The 24,860-nt window shown below is 67.8% G+C and carries 14 protein-coding genes and 3 CRISPR repeat arrays (1 of these 17 only partly in view); of the genes, 13 read left to right on the top strand and 1 reads right to left on the bottom strand.

The features are described 5' to 3' along the window. Positions 1-619: a CRISPR direct-repeat array (repeat unit 28 nt; unit sequence GGACCATCCCCGCGAGCGCGGGGCCGAC) (it extends 1,900 nt beyond the left edge of the window). A gap of 12 nt (positions 620-631) precedes the next feature. Further along, positions 632-2,062: direct repeats of the CRISPR family, unit length 28 nt; unit sequence GGACCATCCCCGCGAGCGCGGGGCCGAC. 204 nt (positions 2,063-2,266) lie between these two features. The 9 genes from cas3 to mobF all read left to right on the top strand — a co-directional run bounded on the left by cas3 (position 2,267) and on the right by mobF (position 18,577). Continuing rightward, entirely contained in the window at positions 2,267-5,155 is a 2,889-nt protein-coding gene (cas3, locus tag KLK06_RS52260) for a CRISPR-associated helicase Cas3' (protein ID WP_214643347.1), read from the top strand. Between the two features lie 242 nt (positions 5,156-5,397). After that, positions 5,398-7,077, top strand: coding sequence for a type I-E CRISPR-associated protein Cse1/CasA (gene casA / locus KLK06_RS52255; RefSeq protein ID WP_214643346.1), 1,680 nt, complete (start codon positions 5,398-5,400; stop codon positions 7,075-7,077). A 14-nt stretch (positions 7,078-7,091) separates the two neighbouring features. After that, positions 7,092-7,730 carry a type I-E CRISPR-associated protein Cse2/CasB gene (gene casB, locus KLK06_RS52250; protein ID WP_214643345.1) on the top strand — a complete coding sequence of 213 codons (639 nt, stop codon included), beginning with the start codon at positions 7,092-7,094 and terminating at the stop codon, positions 7,728-7,730. Positions 7,731-7,790: 60 nt separating this feature from the next. Continuing rightward, positions 7,791-8,939 (top strand): type I-E CRISPR-associated protein Cas7/Cse4/CasC, encoded by a 1,149-nt coding sequence (gene cas7e / locus KLK06_RS52245; protein WP_214643344.1) that lies wholly within the window; start codon positions 7,791-7,793, stop codon positions 8,937-8,939. Continuing rightward, a complete protein-coding gene (cas5e, locus tag KLK06_RS52240; protein WP_214643343.1) occupies positions 8,936-9,718 on the top strand; it encodes a type I-E CRISPR-associated protein Cas5/CasD in 783 nt (260 codons plus the stop codon). The genes cas7e and cas5e overlap by 4 nt, the downstream gene beginning before the upstream one ends. 6 nt (positions 9,719-9,724) lie before the next feature. Then, entirely contained in the window at positions 9,725-10,504 is a 780-nt protein-coding gene (gene cas6e, locus KLK06_RS52235; RefSeq protein WP_214643342.1) for a type I-E CRISPR-associated protein Cas6/Cse3/CasE, read from the top strand. After that, positions 10,504-11,553 carry a type I-E CRISPR-associated endonuclease Cas1e gene (gene cas1e, locus KLK06_RS52230; protein ID WP_214643341.1) on the top strand — a complete coding sequence of 350 codons (1,050 nt, stop codon included), beginning with the start codon at positions 10,504-10,506 and terminating at the stop codon, positions 11,551-11,553. Before cas6e ends, cas1e begins: the two co-directional genes overlap by 1 nt. Beyond that, positions 11,550-11,828, top strand: a complete 279-nt coding sequence (cas2e, locus tag KLK06_RS52225; RefSeq protein WP_214643340.1) for a type I-E CRISPR-associated endoribonuclease Cas2e — start codon at positions 11,550-11,552, stop codon at positions 11,826-11,828. Before cas1e ends, cas2e begins: the two co-directional genes overlap by 4 nt. A gap of 18 nt (positions 11,829-11,846) precedes the next feature. Continuing rightward, a CRISPR array of direct repeats spans positions 11,847-14,254; the repeat unit is 28 nt; unit sequence GTCGGCCCCGCACGCGCGGGGATGGTCC. A 318-nt stretch (positions 14,255-14,572) separates the two neighbouring features. Then, complete coding sequence (gene mobF / locus KLK06_RS52220) at positions 14,573-18,577, top strand: MobF family relaxase (RefSeq protein WP_214643339.1); 4,005 nt, start codon at positions 14,573-14,575, stop codon at positions 18,575-18,577. Positions 18,578-18,938: 361 nt separating this feature from the next. Here the strand turns inward: mobF and KLK06_RS52215 are convergent, their stop codons facing one another. After that, entirely contained in the window at positions 18,939-19,286 is a 348-nt protein-coding gene (locus KLK06_RS52215) for a GntR family transcriptional regulator (protein WP_214643338.1), read from the bottom strand. Positions 19,287-20,015: 729 nt separating this feature from the next. Here KLK06_RS52215 and KLK06_RS52210 point away from each other — a divergent pair. The 4 genes from KLK06_RS52210 to KLK06_RS52195 all read left to right on the top strand — a co-directional run bounded on the left by KLK06_RS52210 (position 20,016) and on the right by KLK06_RS52195 (position 24,238). Continuing rightward, positions 20,016-20,414, top strand: a complete 399-nt coding sequence (locus KLK06_RS52210) for a hypothetical protein (protein WP_214643337.1) — start codon at positions 20,016-20,018, stop codon at positions 20,412-20,414. 15 nt (positions 20,415-20,429) lie between these two features. After that, positions 20,430-21,278, top strand: coding sequence for a hypothetical protein (locus KLK06_RS52205; RefSeq protein ID WP_214643336.1), 849 nt, complete (start codon positions 20,430-20,432; stop codon positions 21,276-21,278). 382 nt (positions 21,279-21,660) lie between these two features. Next, entirely contained in the window at positions 21,661-23,511 is a 1,851-nt protein-coding gene (locus KLK06_RS52200) for a recombinase family protein (RefSeq protein ID WP_214643335.1), read from the top strand. Further along, the gene (locus tag KLK06_RS52195; RefSeq protein ID WP_308168861.1) at positions 23,459-24,238 is read left to right on the top strand and encodes a DUF2637 domain-containing protein; all 780 of its coding nucleotides are present in this window, start codon (positions 23,459-23,461) and stop codon (positions 24,236-24,238) included. The genes KLK06_RS52200 and KLK06_RS52195 overlap by 53 nt, the downstream gene beginning before the upstream one ends. The last annotated feature ends 622 nt before the right edge of the window (positions 24,239-24,860 follow it).

The following is a 24,860-nucleotide window of genomic DNA, read 5'->3' as shown; positions in this document are numbered from 1 at the left end:
AGCGCGGGGCCGACCCGTTGCGTTCGATGCGGTCGGCGGCCCGCATGGGACCTTCCCCGCGAGCGCGGGGCCGACGCCCCCACCCAGAACGGCAAGACGTACCTCGGAGGACCGTCCCCGCGAGCGCGGGGCCGACGCCATCCAATGGCAGCCACACTCCCCTGAGTGGGGACCATCCCTGCGAGCGCGGGGCCGACGGCGCCAGAAAGATCCGGTCCGGAACCAGGCTGGGACCATCCCCGCGCGTGCGGGGCCGACACGGTGACGGGCTTGTGCGGGCGGCTGATCGCCGGACCATCCCCGCGCGTGCGGGGCCGACCCGTCACACACCGCGGGTGCAAACTGATGAGAGGACCATCCCCACGCGTGCGGGGCCGACGGCGGCGACCAGGCCCGCTGGCGCAGGGCCTGAGGACCATCCCCGCGAGCGCGGGGCCGACTGCCCGCTACGGCTCGACAGGTCGGCCCGCTCCGGACCATCCCCGCGAGCGCGGGGCCGACTCCCGGGCGACCATCCGGCCGAGCATCGGCAGCGGACCATCCCCGCGAGCGCGGGGCCGACAATCACCACGGCGCGCTCCTGCCAGGAGAACGGACCATCCCCGCGAGCGCGGGGCCGACGATGGTCCCGGGACCATCCCCGCGAGCGCGGGGCCGACGTGACCGCATTCCGCGCGTCATCGGGTCACGCAGGACCATCTCCGCGAGCGCGGGGCCGACCCCAGCAGCGCGCCGCTCGTGCCGAGCACGGCGGGACCATCCCCGCGAGCGCGGGGCCGACGTCAACCAGGCTGCCACGTTCGACGGGGTGGCCGGACCATCCCCGCGAGCGCGGGGCCGACAGTCCCGTACTCACGCCGGCCACCAGCGCCGTCGGACCATCCCCGCGAGCGCGGGGCCGACACCAGCTCGCCCTCATCCGAGTCGGGCTGAACCGGACCATCCCCGCGAGCGCGGGGCCGACGGAGGGGACGGTCCGGAACACTGCGGTCGGCGGGGACCATCCCCGCGAGCGCGGGGCCGACTTGACCGGCTCGTCACTGGCGGCGATCTCGATCGGACCATCCCCGCGAGCGCGGGGCCGACTCCAGGGCTCCCTGGGAGACTCCGTCCGCCACGGGACCATCCCCGCGAGCGCGGGGCCGACGTTTCGCGCGGTTCCGGGGCCGAACGTGGCGGGGGACCATCCCCGCGAGCGCGGGGCCGACCTTGCCGGGCAGGACGCGGCGTTCGTGTTCGTGGGACCATCCCCGCGAGCGCGGGGCCGACGGTGCCAGTGAAGGCGGTCACGTGGAGCCAGGCGGACCATCCCCGCGAGCGCGGGGCCGACCGGTCGTCGGGGTCGGCGATATGCGCGATCACCGGACCATCCCCGCGAGCGCGGGGCCGACCACCTGGAAGTCCACGTCGGGGCGTCCTCCGGCGGACCATCCCCGCGAGCGCGGGGCCGACGCCGCCGCCTGCTGGCGGGCCTGCTTCTCCAGGGGACCATCCCCGCGAGCGCGGGGCCGACGGCGCCAGCGGCGATCGCGGCCACCCTCTTGGAGGACCATCCCCGCGAGCGCGGGGCCGACGTCAGCTCGCGCATCGCCGGGTCGGCGTGCGGGGGACCATCCCCGCGAGCGCGGGGCCGACGATCTTCGTGGGCTTCATCTACTCCTCCGGAGCGGACCATCCCCGCGAGCGCGGGGCCGACTATGCGCTCCCCTGAACGAAGTAGTTGACCGCCGGACCATCCCCGCGAGCGCGGGGCCGACCGGCGAGCTGGCCGCGGTCCAACGGCGGCAAGGGGACCATCCCCGCGAGCGCGGGGCCGACCTGGCCTTGCTGATGCCGACCCGCTCGGCGAGCGGACCATCCCCGCGAGCGCGGGGCCGACGTCGCCTTTCTGTCGTGCGAGCCGAAGACCAAGGGACCATCCCCGCGAGCGCGGGGCCGACCTGCTCGATGAGGGGGATCGGTTTGCCCTCAAAGGACCATCCCCGCGAGCGCGGGGCCGACAGCGCGATCAGGATCGTCACGAACTGGAGCAGCGGACCATCCCCGCGAGCGCGGGGCCGACACTTGTTCACCTGCGGTTTCGTTGGCGGGGCGTGCTGTTTTCCTTTAGTTGCTAGCGAGGGGTGCTGCATCTTCTGCTCTGTGGCCTATTCGGGTCGCTCTTCCTGCTAACGCGGTGAAGTGGGTGAACGATACCGCAGGTGTGGATCACGGTCCTGTTTTGTCGGTGGCAGTGTTTAGCGTGGCCAGTTGATGGGAGGGCGCGATGCAGTGGCATGACGAGTTTGGTTACGACTCTGTGCTAATGCGGCAGCTTGGGGCTCTGTGGGGTAAATCCCGCCAGAAAGCAGGCGGTAGGACAAATCTCCTGCTTTCGCATTTATTGGACACTGCGGCTGTGGCGGAGCAGATCTGGGATAACTATTTGCCGCCCTCGGCCAAGCAGACATTGAATGACATTTCGAACGGTCGGGGGAGATCGTTTTTCGCCTGGCTGTGCGGGGTGCACGACTGCGGAAAGGCGACGCCCGCGTTTCAGCGGGTAGATGCCGAAGGCGCGGAGGCGGTACGGCGGGCTGGGCTGAGCTGGAACGAGCTTGTGGTGAAGCGGGCTCGGTGGCGGCATGACAAGGCCGGTGGAGCGCTCCTGCTGCGTCTTCTGCGGGAGGTCGGCTGGGAGGCCGGGCAGATCGCGTGGTTGTGGCCGCTGGTGGCTGGCCACCACGGATCTGTTCCGGCGGTGGGTGCGTTGGCGGGGCTCAGGACGGCACGGGGTGAGCCGCAGGGGCAAGGTCCGGCGTGGATCAGGGTGCAGTCCGCGTTGGTGGAGGTCTTCACCCGGCTTGTCGGATTCAAGGATCTCGCCGACGTGCAGCCCGAGAATGCGCCCAGCCGTGCCGTGCAACTGCAGCTCAGTGGCCTGGTGGTGATGGCTGACTGGATCGCCAGCGACGAGCGTCATTTCGCTGGGGTCGATGACCTGGCCGACGTGACCATGCAGCGGTCTCAGGCGCGGGCGTTGAAGGCATGGGGACAACTCGGGCTGCGCGGCGGCTGGGGGCGGCTGGAATGCCCGACGCCGGAAGCCTTTGAACAGCGTTTCGATCAGCCGCCGCGCCCATCACAGGAACTTGTGACGCGGGTGGCAGGGCGGATGCCCGGGCCTGGATTGCTGATCGTCGAAGCGCCGATGGGGGAGGGCAAGACCAAGGCGGCCTTGTTGGCGGCCGAGGTGCTGGCGGCGCGGTTCGGAGCCGATGGGGTGTTTGTGGGTATGCCGACGCAGGCGACGAGCGATCCGATGTTCAGCCAGGTACGCGCCTGGCTGAACAGGATCGACGGGGAGTTGGCCGGTCAGGTGGCGCTGCTGCACGGCAAGCGGATGTTCAACAAGGAATGGCAGAGCCTTCTGGATGAGCCGGGCACCGATCCCGACAGCTTCTATGGCAGCGTCGAGGAAGACGACCTGTACGGCTTGGCCGACTCCCCGTTCAGCCAGGGGGTGCAAGGGAACGCGGAGCGGCAGGCGCCGGCTGAGTGGTTCCTGGGCCGCAAGCGCGGGCTGTTGAGCCCGTTCGTGGTCGGCACCATCGATCAGTTGTTGTTCGCGGCGACGCGGACCAAGCATGTGATGTTGCGCGCTGCCGGGCTCATGGGCAAGGTCGTCGTCTTGGATGAGGTGCACGCGGCCGACGTTTACATGTCGCAGTTCCTCAAGGAAGGGTTGCGCTGGCTTGGGCAGGCGCGGGTGCCGGTGGTGTTGCTGTCGGCGACGTTGCCGCCGGCGCAGCGACGCGAACTGGTCGAGGCTTACCTGGCCGGTGCGGCATCGGCGGAGGTGTTCGACGCGGCGGAGCTGCCGCAGGCTGGGGGATATCCCAGTGTCAGCGCCGTGTGCCTGGCAGGTGGGCGGGCGGTCTACGACGTGGATCATGTGCGGCAGTGGCGGTCCGATCTGAACGTGTCGGTGACAGTCCTGCCCGAGGCCCTCGACACAGGCACGGCAGGGGACGGCCGGGCCGCTGAGGGCGCGGTTGCCGAGCTGTTGCAGGAGCGGCTGGCTCAGGGCGGATGCGCGCTGGTGATCCGTAACACCGTCCCTCGGGCGCAGCGCACCTATCAGGCGCTGCGGGAGCGTTTCGGCGATGAGGTCCGGCTGTTGCATGGGCGGATGACAGCCCATGATCGGGCGGAGGGCACCCAGGAGTGTCTGAATCTACTCGGTCCCTCGCGCGAGGAAGGTTCGCCGCGGCCTGGGCGATTGATCCTGGTCGCCACTCAGCTCGCCGAGCAGTCTTTCGACGTGGACGCGGATGTGCTGGTCACCGACCTGACCACGATCGACCTGCTGCTGCAACGGCTGGGCCGTGTCCACCGCCACGACGGGGTGTTGCGGCCGGAACGAGTTCGCCGGCCGCAGGTGGTCATCACCGGATTCGCGCCACGGGGCGGGGCCGCTCCGGCGATTCTGGCGGCGAGCGAGGCGATCTATGGCCGGTACCTGCTGCTGCGTACCGCCGCTGTGGTCTGTGCCGCCGACGGCGGCCACTGGTCGGTGCCCGGCGACGTGCCGAGTCTGGTCGGGCGGGTGTACGGCGACGCACGCGACGTCGTCCCGTCCGCCTGGGCCGAGGACGAGCAGCAGGCTCATGATGCGTGGGTGACCCATCAGCAGGATCGTGCCCGCAGTGCGGAGCACTTCCTGCTCACCCAGGCCAACGAACATACGAAAGCGACGCTGGATGGGCTGCACTATGGCGCGGCCACCGGCAGCCTGGCCGAGCACAAGCTGCAGGCCGTGGTCCGTGATGGGGACCGCAGCGTGGAGGTGATCCTGGTGCGCCACGACGAACGCGGATACCGCACGCTGGGCGGCAGGTGGCTGGGGGTCAATGGTGAGGCATTGTCGGATGAATTGCTGGAGGAGGTGCTGGGGGCGACCGTACGGTTGCCCGCCAAGCTCACCGAGCCGGCCGAGCGCGAGTTGCCGCCGCTGGATGGCTGGCGGGATCACCCGTGGCTGAAACGGAGCCTGGCGTTGGTCCTGGACTCCACGGCTTCGGGCTCGTTGGGCGAATACGCGGTGCGGTACGACGATGAGCTGGGGCTTGTGGTGGACGGTGGTCCGCAACCTCCCTTCCGGCGGCGCACATGAGTCCGCGCGGGCCTGTCACCGTCGGTGACGTGGCGTCGCCGGAACGGCGCCTGGCCCGCGCGCGGCCTCGATCCCCGCACGGCGGGGCCAACGGATGCCCGAAACACAACCATGGGCCATCCCCGCAACGGCTATCACGCAGGGTCGAGCACCACTCTAGGCATTCCCCTGACGGGGCGGTGCCCTCCGTGACACGCTACGCATCCACAGGTCTCTAAACATAACCAGTTAGAGGGTTCCTGATGTTCGGCTACGATCTGATCGACTCGCCTTGGCTGCTGCTTCGGCCACGGGCTGAGAACGCTTCCGAAGAATGCTCGTTGCGCCAGACGCTGCTGCGCGCCCATGACTTCGACGCGATCGAGGTCGATGTCCCCACGCACACCCCGGCGTTGCTGCGCCAGGTGCTGCTCCCCGTGGTGATGGATGCCCTGGGACGGCCCCGAGATCGTGCGGAATGGGCACGACGGTTCGCCAACGGGCGCTTCACCGATGAGGAACAGCGCGTGATCGGCGCCTACCTCGATGAGCACCGGCCCCGCCTTGACCTGTTCAGCGCGGAGGCTCCGTTCGCCCAGGTGGCCGGGCTGCACACGACCAAGGAGGAGACGAAGGGGTCGGCGCTGCTGGTCGCCACCGCAGCCTCCGGCAACAACGTGCCGCTGTTCGCGACGCGCACCGAGGGTGATCCGCTGCCGTTGACACCGGCTGAGGCAGCACGGTGGCTGCTGCATGCCCACTGCTGGGACACCGCGGGGATCAAGTCAGGCGCGGTCGGCGACAACGAGGTAAAAGCAGGCAAGACCACCGGAAACGTCACCGGTCCGCTGGGCTCGCTGGGCGTGGTCATCCCGCTCGGGCGCACTCTGTTTGAGACGCTGATGCTCAACATCCCCATCGGCCATCAACCGGCCGAGGACCTCCCACAGTGGCGCCGCCCACCCACCGAAGCGCGCTGGCGCAGCCGTGCCGCCACCGGACTGCTCGACCTGTGGACATGGCAGTCGCGGCGGATCCGCCTCATTGCGGAGGAGACCGATCACGGCCTGCGCGTCTGCCGGCTCGTGCTGTGCGCAGGGGATCGACTGCAGGCCATCCCGGAATGGGAACCGCACACGGCATGGACGTTCCAGAAGATCCCCAAGAGCCCGACAGGAACGGTCCGCCGACCGCGAAGGCACATTCCGGGCAAGGCCGCATGGCGCGGGCTGGAGGCGCTGCTCGCCTCGGAACGGCAGAACGGCGACGGCATCGTCGAGACCTCGGCGCTGTTGAGCCAGCTCGCTGACGTCCAAGCCGAAGGCCTTCTGGACTTCGACTACCCGCTGCGAGTGCAGACGATCGGCATCACCTACGGCACTCAGTCCGCGGTCGTAGAAGACGTCCTGTTCGATTCGATCCCCCTGCCGGTCGCGGCGCTGCGCACCGACACCGATACGTACACCACCTTGATCGAGGTGGCCGAGCAGGCCGAAGACCTGGCCCGGGCCGTGAACGACCTGTCGGCCGATCTGCGCCGGGCGCGGGGGGCCGATCCGATCCCGTGGGACAAGGGGCAGCGCCCCGGCGAGTTCGTGCTGCACGCTCTCGACCCGCTGGTGCGGCGCTTGCTGGTCGGGGTACGCGCCGCCGACGGTGATCCGGACCTGCTGGAGCGGGGCCGTACCGCCTGGGAGAAGCTCGCCCGCGAACGGACCAGGGATGTCGCGGAGAAGCTCCTGGCCACCGCCACCGGCAGCGAGTTCGCCGGGCGGGTCGTGGAGAAGAACAACCGCGAGTACGTGTACCGGCTCGCCTCAGCCGAACAGAACTTCCACCAGCGGGTGAGCACCGCGCTGCCCCGCTGGGCTCAGACGGTACGTGACCTGCGGCACAACGATCCCGGCGAGCTCACCGTCTCAACAGCCGTCCAGCCAGCGTGATTGCGAGGACACTCATGCCCCCCACCAACGATCGCCGCGCGCGCTACTGGAGCAGATATGTCGCTGCCGACGGGACATGGCGCGACAAGCGTGAACGCCCGCCGGGTGAGGACCTGGCCGCGTTCCGAGCCGGGCTGGGACGCCTCGCCGGCACGGTGCCGGCCCTGTGGCCGTACTACACCTCCCCGGTCGATGATCGGCTCGCCCGCCAGGACAAGGTGTCGCAGGAGATGGAGGCCGAACACGCCGCGCTCGCCCTGTACGGCATGCACCAGCAGGCCCGCCCCGACCCCATGCACCAGCCCGGCATCCGGCTGGGCCAAGCCCTGCGACGGCTCCACAAGGAGACCGACCACGACAAGGGATTCACCCGCGAAGCGGTGGATCGGCGGGTGAATTCCGCCGCCTCCGCCACGCAGGTCTCCGCTCTCCTCAACCACCTGCGTGGCCTGATCTCTCAGCTGCGGACCGTCGGTCAGCCGCTGGACTACGACCTGCTGCTGAAGGACATCCGCGACTGGCAGCGCCCCGACACCCGTCAACAGGCCCGCCGCAGGCTGGGACTGGACTACTACGGCTGGCGCCCGACCGCGAAGACCAACGCGCAGACACCTGCCGGACCGCAATCCGGCGCGGACACCACCCGTTCCTGACGGCCTACTCCGCAGACCTGTCCATCATCTCTTCCCCATCCCATCCCATCCGGAGTCTCCATGGACGAGCGCCTCTACATCGACGTGCACATCATCCAGACCGTTCCCCCGGCGAACCTCAACCGAGACGATCAGGGCAACCCGAAGGAGGCCTACTTCGGCGGGCACCGCAGGGCCCGGGTGTCTTCCCAGGCGTGGAAGCGCGCCACCCGCACCAGCTTCGCCAAGCACGCCCCCCAACAGGACCACGCGACCCGGACCAAGCGGATCGTCGCCGAGCTGGCGAAGCGGCTGGCCGCCCGTACCGGGCTGGCGGCCGAGCAGGCCGCCCGGCTATCTACCGCACTCCTGGAGCCGCTGGGCATCAAGGCGGGCAAGAAGGCCGGCGACACCGCATACCTGCTGTTCTTCGGCTACCGGCAGCTGGAGGACATCATCGACCTGGTCGCCGGTCAGGCCGACGACCTGGCCGCTCTGGAAGACGAACAACTCGCCAAGGCAGTCAAAGACCTCCCGGTGGCCGAGAAGCTACAGACGGGTCACCCGATGGACGTGGCGCTGTTCGGACGGATGGTCGCCGACATCCCCTCCCTCAACGTCGACGCCGCCACCCAGGTCGCCCACGCGCTGTCCACCCACGCCGTGGAGCTGGAATTCGACTACTACACCGCGGTCGACGATGAGAACCTCAAGGAGGAGACCGGCGCCGGCATGATCGGCACGATCGGCTTCAACTCCGCCACCTTGTACCGCTACGCCACCATCGGCCTGCCCCAGCTGATCTCCAACCTCGGCGACAGCGACGCCGCCCTCACCGCCGTCGACGCCTTCATCGAGCACTTCGCCCGCTCCATCCCCTCCGGGCACCAAAACTCCTTCGCTCACCGCACACTGCCCAGCCTCCTCGCCGTCGTGGTCCGCCAAGACCAGCCGGTCAACCTCGTCTCCGCCTACGAAAAGCCGCTGGTCGCCAGCGACGACGGCGAAGGCCTGGCCGCCGAATCCGCCGTACGCCTGGCCGTGGAATACGACCGCGCCACCCGGCAATGGGGAGACACCCCCGCCCACACCGCTGTCTGCCACACCTTCGACCCAGACGGACACACCGGCGAACGACTCACCACGATCATCGGCGCGAACACCACCTTCCCCACCCTGATCGCCAACCTGCACGCCACCCTGGCCAAGCACCTCAAGCAGGCCCGGTGAGCGCCCCCCAGGCCACCTTGGCCCTACGCCTGGGCGGCCCCTTGCAATCCTGGGGCGACCGCAGCGCGTTCAACCGGCGCGACACCCGGCCAGAACCCACCAAATCCGGCGTCCTGGGCCTGCTCGCCGCCGCATCCGGCAGAGCCCGTGAGGAACCCCTGGACGACCTGCTCGGCCTACGGCTCGGCGTACGCGTCGACCAACCCGGCAGCCTGCTGCGCGACTACCACACCGTCAGCGACTACCGGGGACGACCCCTGCCCCAGGCGGGCGTATCGGCGAAAGGCGTCCAAAGGCCCACCTCGCCCGCCAAGTACACGCACGTCACCCAGCGCTTCTACCTCCAGGACGCGGTCTTCCTCGCCGCGCTGCACGGCCCCGCCGCCCTGGTGCAGACGCTGGCCGAAGCGGTCAAACACCCGGCCTTCCCCCTCGCACTCGGCCGCCGCTCCTGCGTCCCCACCCAGCCGCTCTTCCTCGCCATCCGCGAGGCCCCCCTGCTAGAGGTCCTGCGAACAGAACCCTGGCAAGCCACCGAAACCGCCCAACAGCTCTACGCACGCGACCGGGGCCGACCCGCCACCATCGACGTGTCAGCCACCATCGACGACCCCGACGGCCCAGACTCCCTCACCGACGTCCCCCACTCCTTCGCCCCCCGCGAACGCCGGTTCACCAGCCGCCGCATCCAGCACCTCTGGATCACCCTGCCCACCGGATCCGCCGAATCCCGCGACGCCGTGCAGAGCCACGACCCGTTCGCACTCCTGGGCTGGTGACCCGACATGACCTACCTGTCTCGCATCAGGATCAATCCGCTACGCGACAAGAGCCGCCTGTTTCTGTCCAGCCCGCACGCCATGCACGGCGCCGTCATGCACGGAATCCCCGACGCGCCCACCGACCAGCGCATCCTGTGGCGGCTGGACGCCGACAATCCTCACCGGCCCATGCTGTTCGTCCTGACGGTCACCCGGCCGGATTGGAGCCACCTCATCGAACAGGCCGGCTGGCCCGACGCCGACGGCGAACACGCCGCCATCCGCGACTACGCGCCACTGCTGGCCCAGATCGCCGTCGGCCGGGAATTCGCCTTCCGGCTCACCGCCAACCCCGTACAGAACACGACTAACCCGATCAAACCAACCCCCACCCAACTCGAACGAGCCACAGAGGCCAAACGACGCTCCTTCCGCCTCGGCCACCGCACCGCCGACGCCCAGCTCACCTGGTTTCTGTCCCGCACCGGCCGCTGGGGATTCGACGTCCCGCCCGCTCACACCGACCCACCCGCACCCGGCCTGCAACCAACCGACGATGAGCCCACGCCCACGCCGCGCGAGGTCCGCATCACCGCCCGAGAGCGCCGCTCGTTCCGCAAGAAGAACGGCGGTCGCCAGCCGATCATCCTGCACACCGCCACCTTCGAAGGCCGGCTGCGTGTCACCGACCCCGCCGCCTTCACGGAACGGCTCCTGGCCGGCATCGGTCCGGCCAAGTCCTACGGCTGCGGCCTGCTCACCCTGGCCCCACTAACCGGCCGCCCAGCACAGCAGGACCCGTGATGGCCGACATCTGGTGGAAAGCCCATCCCCACGACCTGCACCGCATCGCCGACCGGGTCTCCAGCGTCTACATCGAACGCAGCCACATCGACCGCGACGAAAACGCCATCGTCGTCATCAACAAACGCGACACCGTCCGGATCCCCGCCGCGATGGTCGCCGTCATGCTGATCGGACCCGGCACCCGCATCACCCACGGCGCCGTCCAACTCCTCGGCGATTCCGGCACCGCAGTGTGCTGGGTCGGCGAACAAGGCGTCCGCCTCTACGCTTCCGGCCTGGGCCCCAGCCGCGGCTCCGGACTGCTCTATCGCCAAGCCTGGCTCGTCACTCACCCCAAAGAACGCCTTGCCGTCGCCCGCGCCATGTACGGCATGCGTTTCCCCGGCGAAGACGTCTCCACGATGACCATGCAACAACTACGTGGCCGAGAAGGCGCCCGCGTCCGCAAGCAATACCAACACCACTCCCGCCGCACTGGAGTGCTCTGGACCGGACGCGACTACCGCCCCGGCGACGCCTTCGCCACCGGCGACGACCTCAACCGACTGCTGTCCGCCGCGAACACCGCCCTGTACGGCATCAGCCACGCCGTCATCGTCGGACTGGGCGCCAGCCCCGGACTCGGCTTCGTCCACACCGGCGCCGCCACTTCCTTCGTCATGGACATCGCCGACCTCTACAAGGCCGAATACACCATCCCCCTCGCCTTCAACCTCGCAGCCAAAGGCCTCACCGAAGAACGCGACGCCCGCCTCGGCCTCCGCGACCGAATCGCCGAAGACAAACTCCTCGGCCGCATCGTCCGCGACATCAAAACCCTGCTTTCGCCCGACGGAACCGACATCCCAGAGATCGAAGTCAACCAACTCTGGGACGAGAAAGTCGGCACCGTCGCCGGAGGCGTCAACTGGGCAGGAACAGAAGAATTCCCTGACGACCCCCTCTATGCAGAATTCAACCAAGCCGCCATGGGCGAAGAACACATCGCCGTCATCGGCCCCGAATTCGACGACCGACCCCACAGCAACGAGGCGGCCGACACATGACCGTCATCGTCCTCGTCGCTGCCCCCGAAGGACTCCGCGGCCACCTCACCCGCTGGATGGTCGAAGTCAACGCCGGCGTCTTCGTCGGCAACCCCAGCAAACGCATCCGCGACCGCATCTGGGAACTCCTCGCCACCCGCATCGGCGATGGCCAAGCCATCCTCGTCGAACCAGCCACCAACGAACAAGGCTGGGCCACCCGCACCGCCGGCAAAGACCGCTGCTACCCCATCGACTTCGACGGACTAATCCTCTCCGCCCGAAACCGCCGATAAAACCCCAGCTCAGCAAGTGTCGGCCCCGCACGCGCGGGGATAGTCCCGGAGAGCCCGAGAGCGTCCGGGACCTGTATGAGTCGGCCCCGCACGCGCGGGGATAGTCCCGTTGGTTCCGCTTCTGGTCCAGAGAGGCGAACGTCGGCCCCGCACGCGCGGGGATAGTCCGCGGAACGGTCCGGTCTTCGCGCTGATGCTGGTGTCGGCCCCGCACGCGCGGGGATAGTCCGCTCAACAAGATCCCCAGCCGGACGGCCGCGCTGTCGGCCCCGCACGCGCGGGGATAGTCCTTCATCACCACCCACACCGGCCGGCTGCCCAACGTCGGCCCCGCACGCGCGGGGATAGTCCCGGCAGCGGTCGGGGGCGTGAGACGCCAGTCAAGTCGGCCCCGCACGCGCGGGGATAGTCCCCGGACATGCTCCTGGAAACCGTGGTGATGTTCGTCGGCCCCGCACGCGCGGGGATAGTCCGAGCAGATCGGCACCCTCACCAGCGGCCTCGACGTCGGCCCCGCACGCGCGGGGATAGTCCTCGGTCACCTCCGCGAGAACCCCGACATCGTTCGTCGGCCCCGCACGCGCGGGGATAGTCCGATGAGCCTCGCCCGGCACGGTTCCGACACCGAGTCGGCCCCGCACGCGCGGGGATGGTCCGAGCGCTGTCCTACTGTCCGCCCTGTGTGTGGCGTCGGCCCCGCACGCGCGGGGATGGTCCCGGAGGGTGTAGTCCCGTGCTCATGGTCGTGAAGTCGGCCCCGCACGCGCGGGGATGGTCCCCACGGCGCGGCGTTCTTCGACACCCCGTCCATGTCGGCCCCGCACGCGCGGGGATGGTCCGACGCGAACCCGCGTGCGCGGCGCTGTAGTCGAGTCGGCCCCGCACGCGCGGGGATGGTCCGCAGGTGCTCGACATGGGGCCCGAGCAGGGCACGTCGGCCCCGCACGCGCGGGGATGGTCCCCGGCCGGGCCCCTGGCCTGGCTCCTGCCACTCGTCGGCCCCGCACGCGCGGGGATGGTCCTGTGTCGGTCCAGGCCGACCGACACATTCCGACGTCGGCCCCGCACGCGCGGGGATGGTCCACGGACATACGGCACGCAATGCGGACATGGGAGGTCGGCCCCGCAGGCGCGGGGATGGTCCCACGTAGCTTCCCGTACCTGGCTCCGTCTCCACGTCGGCCCCGCACGCGCGGGGATGGTCCGTCCCCCTCGGCCTACGGCCGACCCTTCGGGCAGTCGGCCCCGCACGCGCGGGGATGGTCCCCGATTCCGAGCGAGTCGCGCATGGAGCAGATTGTCGGCCCTGCACGCGCGGGGATGGTCCGCCCGGCCGTGACGCGTTCCTGGCCCGCTTCGAGTCGGCCCCGCACGCGCGGGGATGGTCCCCGACGTCAGGGCAGCCAGGTCGTCCAGCACGCGTCGGCCCCGCACGCGCGGGGATGGTCCCGCGGTCATCCGTGACGAGCCTGACAAGGTGCTGTCGGCCCCGCACGCGCGGGGATGGTCCCGGGTTCCCGACTCCGTGCGGGGGCTGAAGGTGTCGGCCCCGCACGCGCGGGGATGGTCCGCCCAGCGTGTGGACGTGCCGCCCCAGCCGCAGGTCGGCCCCGCACGCGCGGGGATGGTCCGCGGGGCAGCAGCGTGCCGTCGACGAAGCGGACGTCGGCCCCGGCACGCGCGGGGATGGTCCGCTCGGCCACACCGACCCCCGGTTCGACGGTGAGTCGGCCCCGCACGCGCGGGGATGGTCCCGGGATCCAACCCCTCACACACCGGCCGACGGCGTCGGCCCTGCACGCGCGGGGATGGTCCGCCGAGCGGCGGCATCTGGCATGCTTCCAGCGCGTCGGCCCCGCAGGCGCGGGGATGGTTCCGCGCTGCAGATCGGCCTGTACGGCGCGGTCGGGTCGGCCCCGCATGCGCGGGGATGGTCCCAGCGACGCCCGCTTGCCGGTGCCGCGCGTGTCGTCGGTCCGGCACACGCGGGGATGGTCCCGTGCCCATCCCGTACAGATGGTTGACCACGTAGTCGGCCCCGCACACGCGGGGATGGTCCGGAGATCCGTCCGGGGGTTCTAGGTAGCCGGAAGTCGGCCCCGCACACGCGGGGATGGTTCCGGCACGTTCGTCCCGCCTCCGCCCGAAGACCCCGGCGCCCCCGCACACGCGGGGATGGTCCCACGTCTTTGGTCGGCTCCTGGATCGCCCCGAGGTCGGCGCCGCACCCGCGGGGATGGTCCGATTTCCGGGCAGGTTTCGCGAGGGCCCTTACGGTCGGCCCCGCACCCGCGGGGATGGTCCGGACGGCAGCCCGGACGCCTTCACGGGCACCGCGTCGACCCCGCACCTGCGGGGATGATCCCAGATGTTCCGCCTGGGAATAGACCCACCCGCCGTCAGCCCCGCACGCGCGGGGACCGCCCCTGGGCTCTGGCGACTACCGGTCAGGCTCGCGTTGCGATGCTGAAACTGCCCTGCGTCATGCCGAGCGATTCAAGCGTTTCTATCAGCAATCAGCGATGAGAAGGGTCTGAACACCAGCATCACCGAAGTATCAAGCTAAGCGAAAACGCAGATCTCAATCGATTGTTATGTATTAACTAGTATGCAAGACTATCTGTCAAAGATGATGTCAATATCACTGAAAAAGGACGATGGTATCTGCGATACGTCTGGGGCTGCGCCTGCCGCCAGCGGTCCCACTGCCGTCGCTGCTGCCGGTGTCCGAAACGGGGTATCGCATGGCATGGGTCAACGTGTTGGGCCCCTGCATGGAGCAGGTGGAATACCGATTACAGGAGGGCGCTGGCTGCGGCGTGCCCCACGCTGGCGAGCACGGCCACGAACACCATGAGGAGCCTGATGGGCAGCTGAGCTACCGGCTGGGCGGCGAGAGCGCCCTGGTGTGGATCGGTGAGGGCCTGCGCGAGGTAGGCATCACCCCCGGTACGCGGCTGACACCCGACCAGCACGGCAAGGCGCGGGCGCTGATGAACGGTGAGGACCCGAACACCGGCAAGCTGCTAATGAAGGCCAAGCACGTGGTTGACCCGCGCGGCAAACTGCCCGCGGCACCGTTCGGGGAGGCATTAGAGAAGGCCGCCGCCGCACGCGGGACCACCGTCGAGGCTCTGCTGGCTGCCCGCCCCGCCATGGTCAAGCGCGCGGCTCAGATGGCGCGCGGTATCGCTCGGAAGGGCGAGGCACACCTGGTACGCATCAGTGATCTGGACCGGCTGGCCTTCGCCGCCGGCCTCGACCTGGCCGATGTATACGAGCCAGAGGAGTTGGCGTATGCGCGGAAGTGGCGCGATGCACGGGTCCGCATCGGTAACCGGGGCTATGACCTGACCCTGGACGTGACCAAGAGCGTGTCGGTGCTGATCGGGTTGGCCGGCCCGAGCTTCGCGGCCGAGTTGGAGGACATCGTCAGCGCCGCGATGTTCGAGACCGTCGCGGCCGTCGAGCAGTGGGTGAGCTACGGGCAGCGGGGCCACCAAGGCGATGGCCAGTTGGCTGGGCAGATGGCCACGACGGGGTCGATGGGCTGGGTGATGTGGCACCGGACTGCGCGTCCGGTGGGTTCGGCGGCGCCGGATCCACACCTGCACGCGCACATAGTGATCGCAAACCTAGCCCGTGGACGGGATGGGAAGTGGTCGGCGATCGCCTCCGGAGGGCGGGACCTGCACCGGCACGCGCGCGCCGCCGACGCCTTCTTCAAGGCACGGCATCGCCGGGGAATGACCGAGCGCTGCGGCATCGCCTGGACGCGGGATCCGGAGACGGGCGCGTGGGAGATCGCGGCCATCCCGGTTGTGGCGCGGACGTTGTTCTCCAAGCGGGACGGTCAGGTCAAGCAGGTGCTGGCCAAACTCGGCTTCGCCGCCGGGGAGGCCTCACGCCAGGTACGTAAGGTGGCTTCGACGCAAAGCCGCCAGCGCAAAACCGACGCCACAAAGGCCGACCTGCGCGCCGACTGGCGCAACCAGCTCGAAGCGGCTGGCATGGACGCCACCGCGCTGGTCGCGGCCTGCCGGACCGGCGCGCAGTTGCCCGTACGGCCTTCTCCGGCAGAGATAGCGGCCTGGATCTGGCGACCCGAGGGCGGCCTGACCTCGCATCGCAAGGAGATCACCCGCGCCGATGTGCTGGCCGCGGTCCTCGACGCTCTCCCCGATGGCGTGGCGAACCTGGCCGAGGCCGAGACGCTCACCGACCAAGTGCTGGAGCTGGCTCCGGCGGTACGCCTGCCCGACGCCGGAGCCCGCCATCTGGCCAACTCCGCCCGCTACACCAGCACCGACATCCTGCGCGCCGAACAGGCACTACTGGCCAGTGTGCGCCGCCGCTACGCCACCGGCGTGGCCGTGCTCGATGCCGACGCTGTCCGCCTGGCTCTGGACACCTTCCAGGTCAGCCACCACTTGACCTTCACCGGCGAGCAGCGCGCCGTGCTGGAGCGCATCCTGTGCGCAGGGCACGGAGTGGAGGCGATCATCGGCGTTCCCGGCGCGGGCAAGACTACGTTGATGGCCGCCGCCCGCACCGCGTATGAGAGCCGCGGCCTGGTCGTCCAGGGCGCGGCCACCGCGGCGGTGGCCGCCGCCACCCTCCGCGCCGAATCCGGCATCGGCACCGACACCATCGCCACCTGGCTGCTGCGCATCCAGCATGGCCCGGGTCTGGCAGGGGTGGACGTTTTGGTGGTCGATGAGGCTGCCATGGTGGATGACCGGCAGCTGGCAGCGCTGCTGGACGACGCCGAACGGCACGGCACCAAGGTGGTGCTGCTGGGCGACCCCAAGCAACTGCGGGCGGTCGGGGTGGGTGGCGGATTTGCTGCCATCCACCGCCAGGTGGACGGGCTGGCCCTGCGGCACAACCGCCGTCAGCGCGACCCGTTGGAACGCAAGGCCCTGGAGTTGTTCCGGGCCGGTCAACGCCGTCAGGCCTTACACACCTGGGCAGCGGGCGGCCGAGTACGTACCGAGGCCGGTGCAGATGACACGATGGCGCGTCTGATCGCTGACTGGGCGGCCACCCGGCGACCGTACCTGACCAACGGAGGCCCGCAGACGCATGACGAGCTCGCCGGCCTGCTGGTGCTGGCGGGAACGAATGAGGCTGTCAACCGGCTCAACCTGGCCGCCCGAGCGATACGCCGCGAGCTGTGCGAGTTGTCCGGCCCTGATCGCATCTACCGCCTGGCCGGCGGCGCCAGCATCGCCCTGGCGGTCGGAGATCACGTACGGGTGCGCAAGAACGACTACCGGGCCCGCCGCGGCGAAGGCCCCGTAGATGTGCTCAACGGCTACCGAGGCTGCATCACAGCTCTCGACCATCGCCACGGTGTGCAGGTCGAATGGCGCCGGACTGGCCCAGACGGAGCCGCCCTGGTGCGTGAATGGGTCAGCCCCGCCTACATCGCGGTCGGAGGCCTGTCGTACGGCACTGTGATGACCGTGGCCGCCGCCCAGGGTCTGAACAGTCAGCACACCCTCATCTATGGCCTGGGTCTGGACCCGCACACCCTGTATACGGCCATGAGCCGCGACCGGCAGAGCGCCCACCTGTACCTACCGCGCGAGCTCCTGGAAAACGACGCCGATCGGCTCCGCCACGGCCCAACCCGCGGCCCGGCCGACGAACTACAGCGCGCTCTGGCCGCCTATGCCACCACGCTCTACGGCGACCGCGCCGATCACCTCCTGACTCCCGAACCCGAACCCATTGCCCACCAGCTAGACCCCACGCCGCCCTCCCGCGCCGGTCAGACCCAGGACGCCGAGCTTGAGGCCGCTCGTGCGGAGTTGCAGGCCGCCGCCCGCGAGGCTCACCTTGCCGTCGAACGCGCCCGCGTCCTGCAGTCCCTCACCAACTCCCCGTCCGGTGTCGAGCTTGCCAGCGACGCCGAATTGAGCCAGCGCATGGGCCAGCTCGGCCAACACCTCAGCACGACGACAACAAACGCCGACGCCGCCGAAAAGATCATTCAACGCCTGGTCACTGAGGGCGGCGGGCACCGCGAACGCCGCCTGCTGACTGAGCGCGCCAACCTTGAGGAACAGGCCCACCAGATCGAGACGGCCGAGACCGCCGCCCTCCGGCTTCAGCAAGCCCGCCAAGCCGTCAACGAAAGCCGCCAGCGCCTGGCCAAGCTGCGTCGGCAAGAACGCACCATCGAGCGTGAGCTGGCTAGCCTGCGCCCCTGGCAGCGGGCCCACCGCCGCGACCTGACAGCCACCTTCACCGATCTGCACCGACAACAAGACCGCCTGACCCAACAGCTCACGCCGATCCTCGCCCAGGGCCCGGCGCTGGAAGACGCCGCCCGCCAGACCGCCGCGCAGGCCCCGCCCCCATATGCCTGGCCACAGGTACGACAACGCCACGCCGAACTAAAGCGCACCTTTGACTCCGCCCTCCGCGCGGCACGAGAGCGCGACGTCGCACTTGCCCAGATGCGCGCTCATGAGCACCGCAAAGCCCATGCCGCCGCTCAGCAAGAACTCACAGCGATCCAAAGCGAGATCATGCGCCGCATTGACCTGCCTCCTGACCAGCGCGACCTTGAACAACTCATCCGAGCCGAACACGTCACGTCATGGCGCGCGGACGCCCGGCAAAAGACAGGTCAATACACCCATCGGGGCATCGATCAGCATGACCCGTCTCAGGCGTACCAGCCACCGCACCATCGCTCCGGCACCGAACCCCATCGTGGAGAGGGTCTCAGCCGATAAACACGAGATCGGACAGGCACTCTCGGCCGGGCGGAACCATCCGACTCTGTTGGTGAGTCGGGAAGTCAGATGGCGCCGGGTTCAAGCGTCAGAAACGATCTTTAGATGCCCTGATCGTAGCGAAACTCGACGTCACCTCGGCCTTCCTCGCAGGCCGAGTATCGCCGTCGCTCGCCGCAGGTCCAGGTAGTCGTCCCTCGCTGCGCTCGGGCCGCTCCACCTGGACCTGCGTCCTCTCGACGGCGGTTCGGCAGCTGCCGAGGAAGGCCCGGGAGCGCCGCAAAGGAGCCGCGAAGGTGCGTGGCGTTGCACGCGTACGACTCTCTGGAAGGCCTTGACGTCGAAGGGGCATGTGGAATGCTCAGCGACCTTCAAGGCCCTTCACACGATCCTCCAGGCTTTCCAAGCGCTCGACCAGCCGTCGCACCTCGCTCATCACCTGCTCCAGCTCGGAGGACGGCTCAGTCTGGCCAGGAGTCTTGACCACGTATGTGCCGCGCGTCGATTGCGTGCTGATCATGCCGTCGCGCGTGAGTTCGTCCAATGCTCGACGGATCGTCTCGACGGCCACGCCATAACGCTGAGCCAACTCCCGCCGAGCTGGCAGTCGCTCGCCCACCTTGAGGCGGCCTGCCGTCACCTCATGACGCAGGTCGTCCGCAATCTGAAGGTAGGCAGGTCGAGCATTGCTGAAATCAGGCACCGACACGACACCTAGGCTAGGTCCTCTAGCTGTACCAGGAAAGTGGTGTTGAGCTATATCTAGACTGAACTAGTACAATAGTGCTTAGCTAGTGATCCAATGAAAGCGAGCAGGGAGGTGCTTGGTGGGCAAGGGCGGCCGTCGTGGTCTGGCGGTTTCAGCCAGGAGATCCAACGATCTCGGATCGAATTGACATGCTTACGGTCTGTGACGGAGTTGGGTATGCCAGGGCGATGGCGGGTGTTCGCAGGGCGCCAAAGGTACGGCAGGAAAACTTCTGACTCGTCGAGTCATGCTGCGTAATGGCATTTGTGTAATTATGGGTTGATGCGCCTGGTGCGTATGCGACCCCGAAATGCCAAGGGGGTGGGAAATCGGGAAACGGCCGTCGGCTGGGACGCGGATAGGCGCCCACGCATGCCCACGGGCAGGTGAACAGCCTCGCTGGAACCCCGCGAAATTGACTCTCTACAGGTTCTCTGCCGGGGAGGCGCCGGCGCCGTAATGCTTGGCTGGCGTCGGGCGCCGGTGCCTCCCGTCAAACCCACTCCAAGGAGGTGGGCATGTTGAGCATGCCACTTATCCCCGGTGCTTACACCTTCAGAATGCCTCAGCAGATCGTATATGGGCTGCTCTGCTCCCTGTCGACAGCCGTCCAAGGACTGGTGCCTCTCGTCACCACTCTGACGGCACAATGGCGACTTGACAAGATCTCCGCCAGTCAAGTCAAGACCGATGGCTGAGACTGTCTGGCTGTCGTCAGACGGCCCACACAGTGACGACTACACCAGCGAGGTCGCCGCCGCCTTATCCGAGGTGGTGCGCGTACTCAACCATGCCACGCTCTCCCACGCTGGCGTCACCTATCCGTCCACCGTGTACGACGTGCTCGGCCGTATCCGCGTTTCCGCAGCTGGGCTTGACCAGCTGCTGGCGCAGCTCGGTGAGGTGCTACGGCGCATGCTGGCATCCGGACAACTGGGTGGCGACCACGGCGACCCCGCCGAGCGTCTTGACAAGGCCTTGTCAGAACTGGCTGCAGCTCGGGAGACAGCACGTGACCTCGCGGTCCGAATCGACCGTGCTTTCAGCACTACGGCCAGCCTGCACCTCACAGACAGAGGCAGCCACTAGATGCAAGGGACAGGGGTGTACTTCGACGACCAATTCCCAATTGGGAGGCAGGTGGCAGGCCTGTCGGACGCTGCATTCCGTCTGCATGTCACAGCGATCTTTTGGTGCGCCCGCAACCTGACCGACGGTGCGGTACTCCAGGAAGACCTGATCGACATGTGTCCGCGAGTGCGGAAGCCGCAGCGCTTCATCACCGAACTCGTGTCCCGGGATATCTGGCATGAGCCTGGCAAGAGCTGTCCCTCCGATCTCTGCCCGGCACCTGTAGGGAAGGGGTGGGTGATCCACGACTTTTTCGACCGCATGCCCTCCAAGGAGCGGGTGGCGGCAGAACGGAAGGGCAACGCCGAGCGGCAGAGGAGGTACCGAGAAAGGCAACGCAACCGAACCGAGCCACACCCCATGAACGGTGGCGTTAGTAACGCCGAACGTAACGCGTTACTAACGCCACCCAGGTCCGTCCAGTCCCCGAAGGGGACTAGGACGGATGAAGACAGTCAGTCGTCTTCTCGTCATAACGCGCGTGCGTGGGCGAACGACGACGACTCCATCGATCGCGGTATCGTCCAACTCCTGGCGGAGTTGACCAGCCGCGATATCTCCCTCCTCGATGCCGCCGCGATCCGCCACGCGATCCTCGACGGCCGGTCCGTCAAGCACCGCAGTCGCTACGTAGCCAGGGCAATCGAAGATGACCCCGGCAAGTTCCTGCCCGCGGCCGAGGGCGTCGAGCCCAGTCCGCTGAGAATCGCCCCAGATTGGTGCGGCCACTGCGACGAGCGCACCCGGCTGCTGGAACTTCGCGACAACACTGCGGCCCGCTGCCCGGTGTGCCATCCACTCGCTAAGAGACCTGCATCATGACCAGACGCAAAGCACCGCCTTGCCTGAGGAAGCACCGCAGGCAGCCTGTGCTTTTCGACGTCACGGAAACATCCGACCCGCCCCTCTACCGAGGCGCTAGCCGCAACGTGCGGATCTACGCCGAGGTGCGGCTGCCGAACGGCCCCGACGCCAGTACCGCCAAGCACGTCGCCGGGGCCGCACCCCTACCGCCAGCAACGAACGCATAGGAGTGCCCCCATCATGACTGCATCCACCATCCGTAACCAACCGACTCCGCACGTTGCCTTACCAAGTGGACTGCCCGGCCTGACGCATGGCGCTGCTACAGAGCTGCTCGCCATCCTGTTGGAGGCCTACCGGGAATTGCAGACCAGCCAGCCGGACGCGGCCTGAGGAACCTATGAACACCATCCCCTTCGCCTTCTACGGCCGGGTCTCCACCGAGGACAACCAAGACCCCCAGTCCTCACGGGCCTGGCAGATCACCCGCTCCCGCGCGCTCATCGAGCCGCGCGGGGGCGTGGTCGTCACCGAGTTCTTCGACATCGACAAGTCCCGCTCGATCCCCTGGCAGCGCCGCCCGCAAGCGGCGGCGCTGCTCGCCGAGCTACGCAACCCCGACCGCGGCTTCGACGCCGTGGTGATCGGCGAGCCGCACCGGGCCTTCTACGGCAACCAGTACTCCCTGACCTTCCCTCTCTTCGAGCACTTCAGGGTCCGGCTCTGGGTGCCGGAGGTGGGTGGCCCGATCGATCCGGACAACGAGGCGCATGACCTGGTCATGAGTGTGTTCGGTGGGATGAGCAAGGGCGAGCGCAACCGCATCAAGATTCGCGTGCGCAGCGCCATGTCCGCCCAAGCCCAGATGGAAGGCCGCTTCCTCGGGGGCCGGCCGCCGTACGGGTACCGCTTGGCCGATGCGGGGCCCCACCCCAACCCAGCCAAGGCGGCGGACGGCAAGCGCGCTCACCGTCTGGAGCTCGACCCCGTCGCCGCGCCCGTCGTGGAACAGATCTTTGCCGCATTTCTTGAGGGCTACGGCCTGTTCGCCATCGCCGAGATGCTGACATACAACGGCATACCCTGCCCCTCCGCCCACGATCCAGGCCGGAATCGCCATCGCTCCGGCATCGCCTGGTCCAAGAGCGCGGTACGCGCCATCTTGACCAATCCCCGCTACACCGGCTACCAGGTGTGGAACCGTCAGCGCAAAGACGAGGTCCTCATCGATGTGGACGACGTCGGCCTGGGCCACACCACGAAACTCAGATGGAACTCCAAGCAGGAGTGGGTCTGGTCGGAGACAGTCGTTCACCCGCCGATCGTGTCCAAGGAGGACTTCGATGCCGTTCAGGCGGCGCTGTCAGGGCGAGGCGCTCGGCACACCGACAAGACCCGCAAGCGCACCCCCAAGCCGTACCAGCTTCGGGGACTGCTGTACTGCGGCGTCTGCGACCGCAGAATGCAGGGCCAATGGGTCAACGATGCGGCCTACTACCGCTGCCGCTTCCCTGAGGAGTACGCCCTGGCCAATCACGTCATGCATCCCCGTAACGTCTATCTACGAGAGGACCGTGTCGTCCCGCGACTGGATCGCTGGCTCGGCCGGCTGTTCGCATCGCACAACGTCGACCGGACCCTCGACATCCTGACGGCCGCGCAGGATCTGATCCCACCGGAGGCTCAAGCACTCGTCGTAGCGCGCCGCCAGATCGCCGAGTGTGACCGTAGGCTCGCCCAGCATCGGGCCGCCCTTGAGGCGGGCGCCGATCCGGCGGTTGTCGCCGGATGGATCCAGGAAGAGCTCGTTCGCAAGACCGCAGCCGAGCAAGGTCTCAACCGCGCGCACGTACTGCCTCGAAAGCGGTTGGGACGCAATGAACTGGCGGAGATCACGCATAGGCTCGGCGACATGGTGCGAGTTCTCTCGAACGCTGACCCGCTGCGAAAGGCCAAGATCTACGCGAACATTGGACTGCGGCTGATCTACCACCCAGCAAAACAAAAAGTCCTGGTCACATCTACGCATGACCAGGACCGCATAGGCGACCGGTTTGTGTCCGAGGGGGGACACACTCGATACGTACATGCCGTTCAGTGCCTCCACCACGCTCGTTCTCCCAGGCCGGGAGGGGTGAGCAGCTATGGAGTCGACCATGCGGGCTGTGCGCCGCATTCATCGTACGACGATCACCGGGGTGCTCCTTCTCGCGGCCATCGCGGCGGTCGTGTCGTTCCGCCACATGCATGAGCTGTGTCTCCGCCATGGTGAGGATCACTTGGCGGCGGTGCTCATCCCGCTCGCGGTCGATGGCACGATCGTCGTTGCCTCGATGTCCATCCTTCTGGCTAATCGATACGGTTCGCGCGGAGGCTTCTTGGCATGGGCCATGTTGCTGGTCGGCAGTCTCGCCAGCCTCGGGGCCAACATCGCCGTCGCAGAGCCGAGCGTGATCGGCCGGATCATTGCGGCCTGGCCGAGCGCCGCTTTGATCGGCAGCTATGAGCTGTTGATGTCTCAGATTCGCCGGACTTCTGCCCCGGGACCCGGTGTTAGGCAGGAGACGGTGACAGCGGATCAAGAACGTGCTGGTACCGATGACCACGATCTCTCAGCACAGGTGGCTTCGGATGGGTGCGAGGCGGAAGACCTCCGTCGAATCGCTTGGCAGTGGGCGCTGACGAATCGCCGTCCTGACGGAGCACTTCCATCGGGTCGAGTCATCGCTGAGCAGTTCGCGCGGAGTGCTCGGTGGGGTCGCTGGATCAAGCGGATAGGTATCGAAGGGAAGCTTGCGGAACACGATCACTCCACTGCCGCATGCGGCACACCCGCGTGTGCGGCCAGATACGCCGCGTATGGCCCTTGGTCCGTACATGCCCGCCAGCTCTTCCTGAAAGGCGGCACCGAACACCTCGTGCCGGTTCAATCGCAGGAAGACGAACAGCTTCGTCCCACTGGATCGCCCCGATTGTGATCTGCTCAGTCGCAGACAGCTCCACCGGCCGGTGCCACGCCCCGGGGACGATGAACCACGAGTCCTCGTCCTAACGCCGACCGCAGACGCGATCGGGAGTTACCACCAACACCACCAGAGTTACATGACCAACGTTTTAGGGCTTCCAGCACGACTCTGAAAGAAGAACTCAGCGGCTGCACGGTCGCCTGTAGTGCCCAACTACCGGGTAGGGCTCGGCCGGAGTCGTCAGCGTCCTGTTGTGATCGCACGGCACTAGCCGGCCGGACAGGTACTGGCGGACCCTTGCCGCTGAGCCAGATGCGACAACAGATCATCGAGTCGGGCTGTATACCCCTCCAATCATCCGGTGCAGGCAGACACGTTTGGGCTTGGTCAAGGTCGGATCCGACCGTCGTCAGGGAATCCCGCATATGCGGAATGCCCGCCATGCACCTTGATCCAACAGACTACCGCTAGTCTGTCCTAATTTATCATCTTCTGAGATCTGCGGCATTGATTGTGAACCTTGATGTGCTCTGTCTGTTTCATATGCACACAAGGGCGAAATTTGGCGAAATCGAAGTGATCATAACCGCCCCTGAGTAGCATCGGCTCCTCGCGGGTGGACGAGAATCCGAGG

The sequence above is a fragment of the Nonomuraea sp. NEAU-A123 genome (genome assembly GCF_018603905.1).
In the GTDB taxonomy this organism is placed as follows: domain Bacteria; phylum Actinomycetota; class Actinomycetes; order Streptosporangiales; family Streptosporangiaceae; genus Nonomuraea.
Note: the sequence above shows the minus strand (reverse complement) of the source record. Positions and strands in the feature narration are given on the sequence as shown.

What these genes read in the sequence shown, in the direction of transcription:
- cas2e (WP_214643340.1), top strand. Translation starts at nt 11,550, where the DNA reads ATGACCGTCATCGTCCTCGTCGCTGCCCCCGAAGGACTCCGCGGCCAC.
- cas3 (WP_214643347.1), top strand. Translation starts at nt 2,267, where the DNA reads ATGCAGTGGCATGACGAGTTTGGTTACGACTCTGTGCTAATGCGGCAG.
- casB (WP_214643345.1), top strand. Translation starts at nt 7,092, where the DNA reads ATGCCCCCCACCAACGATCGCCGCGCGCGCTACTGGAGCAGATATGTC.
- KLK06_RS52210 (WP_214643337.1), top strand. Translation starts at nt 20,016, where the DNA reads ATGGCTGAGACTGTCTGGCTGTCGTCAGACGGCCCACACAGTGACGAC.
- cas6e (WP_214643342.1), top strand. Translation starts at nt 9,725, where the DNA reads ATGACCTACCTGTCTCGCATCAGGATCAATCCGCTACGCGACAAGAGC.
- mobF (WP_214643339.1), top strand. Translation starts at nt 14,573, where the DNA reads ATGGCATGGGTCAACGTGTTGGGCCCCTGCATGGAGCAGGTGGAATAC.
- cas1e (WP_214643341.1), top strand. Translation starts at nt 10,504, where the DNA reads ATGGCCGACATCTGGTGGAAAGCCCATCCCCACGACCTGCACCGCATC.
- KLK06_RS52200 (WP_214643335.1), top strand. Translation starts at nt 21,661, where the DNA reads ATGAACACCATCCCCTTCGCCTTCTACGGCCGGGTCTCCACCGAGGAC.
- cas7e (WP_214643344.1), top strand. Translation starts at nt 7,791, where the DNA reads ATGGACGAGCGCCTCTACATCGACGTGCACATCATCCAGACCGTTCCC.
- casA (WP_214643346.1), top strand. Translation starts at nt 5,398, where the DNA reads ATGTTCGGCTACGATCTGATCGACTCGCCTTGGCTGCTGCTTCGGCCA.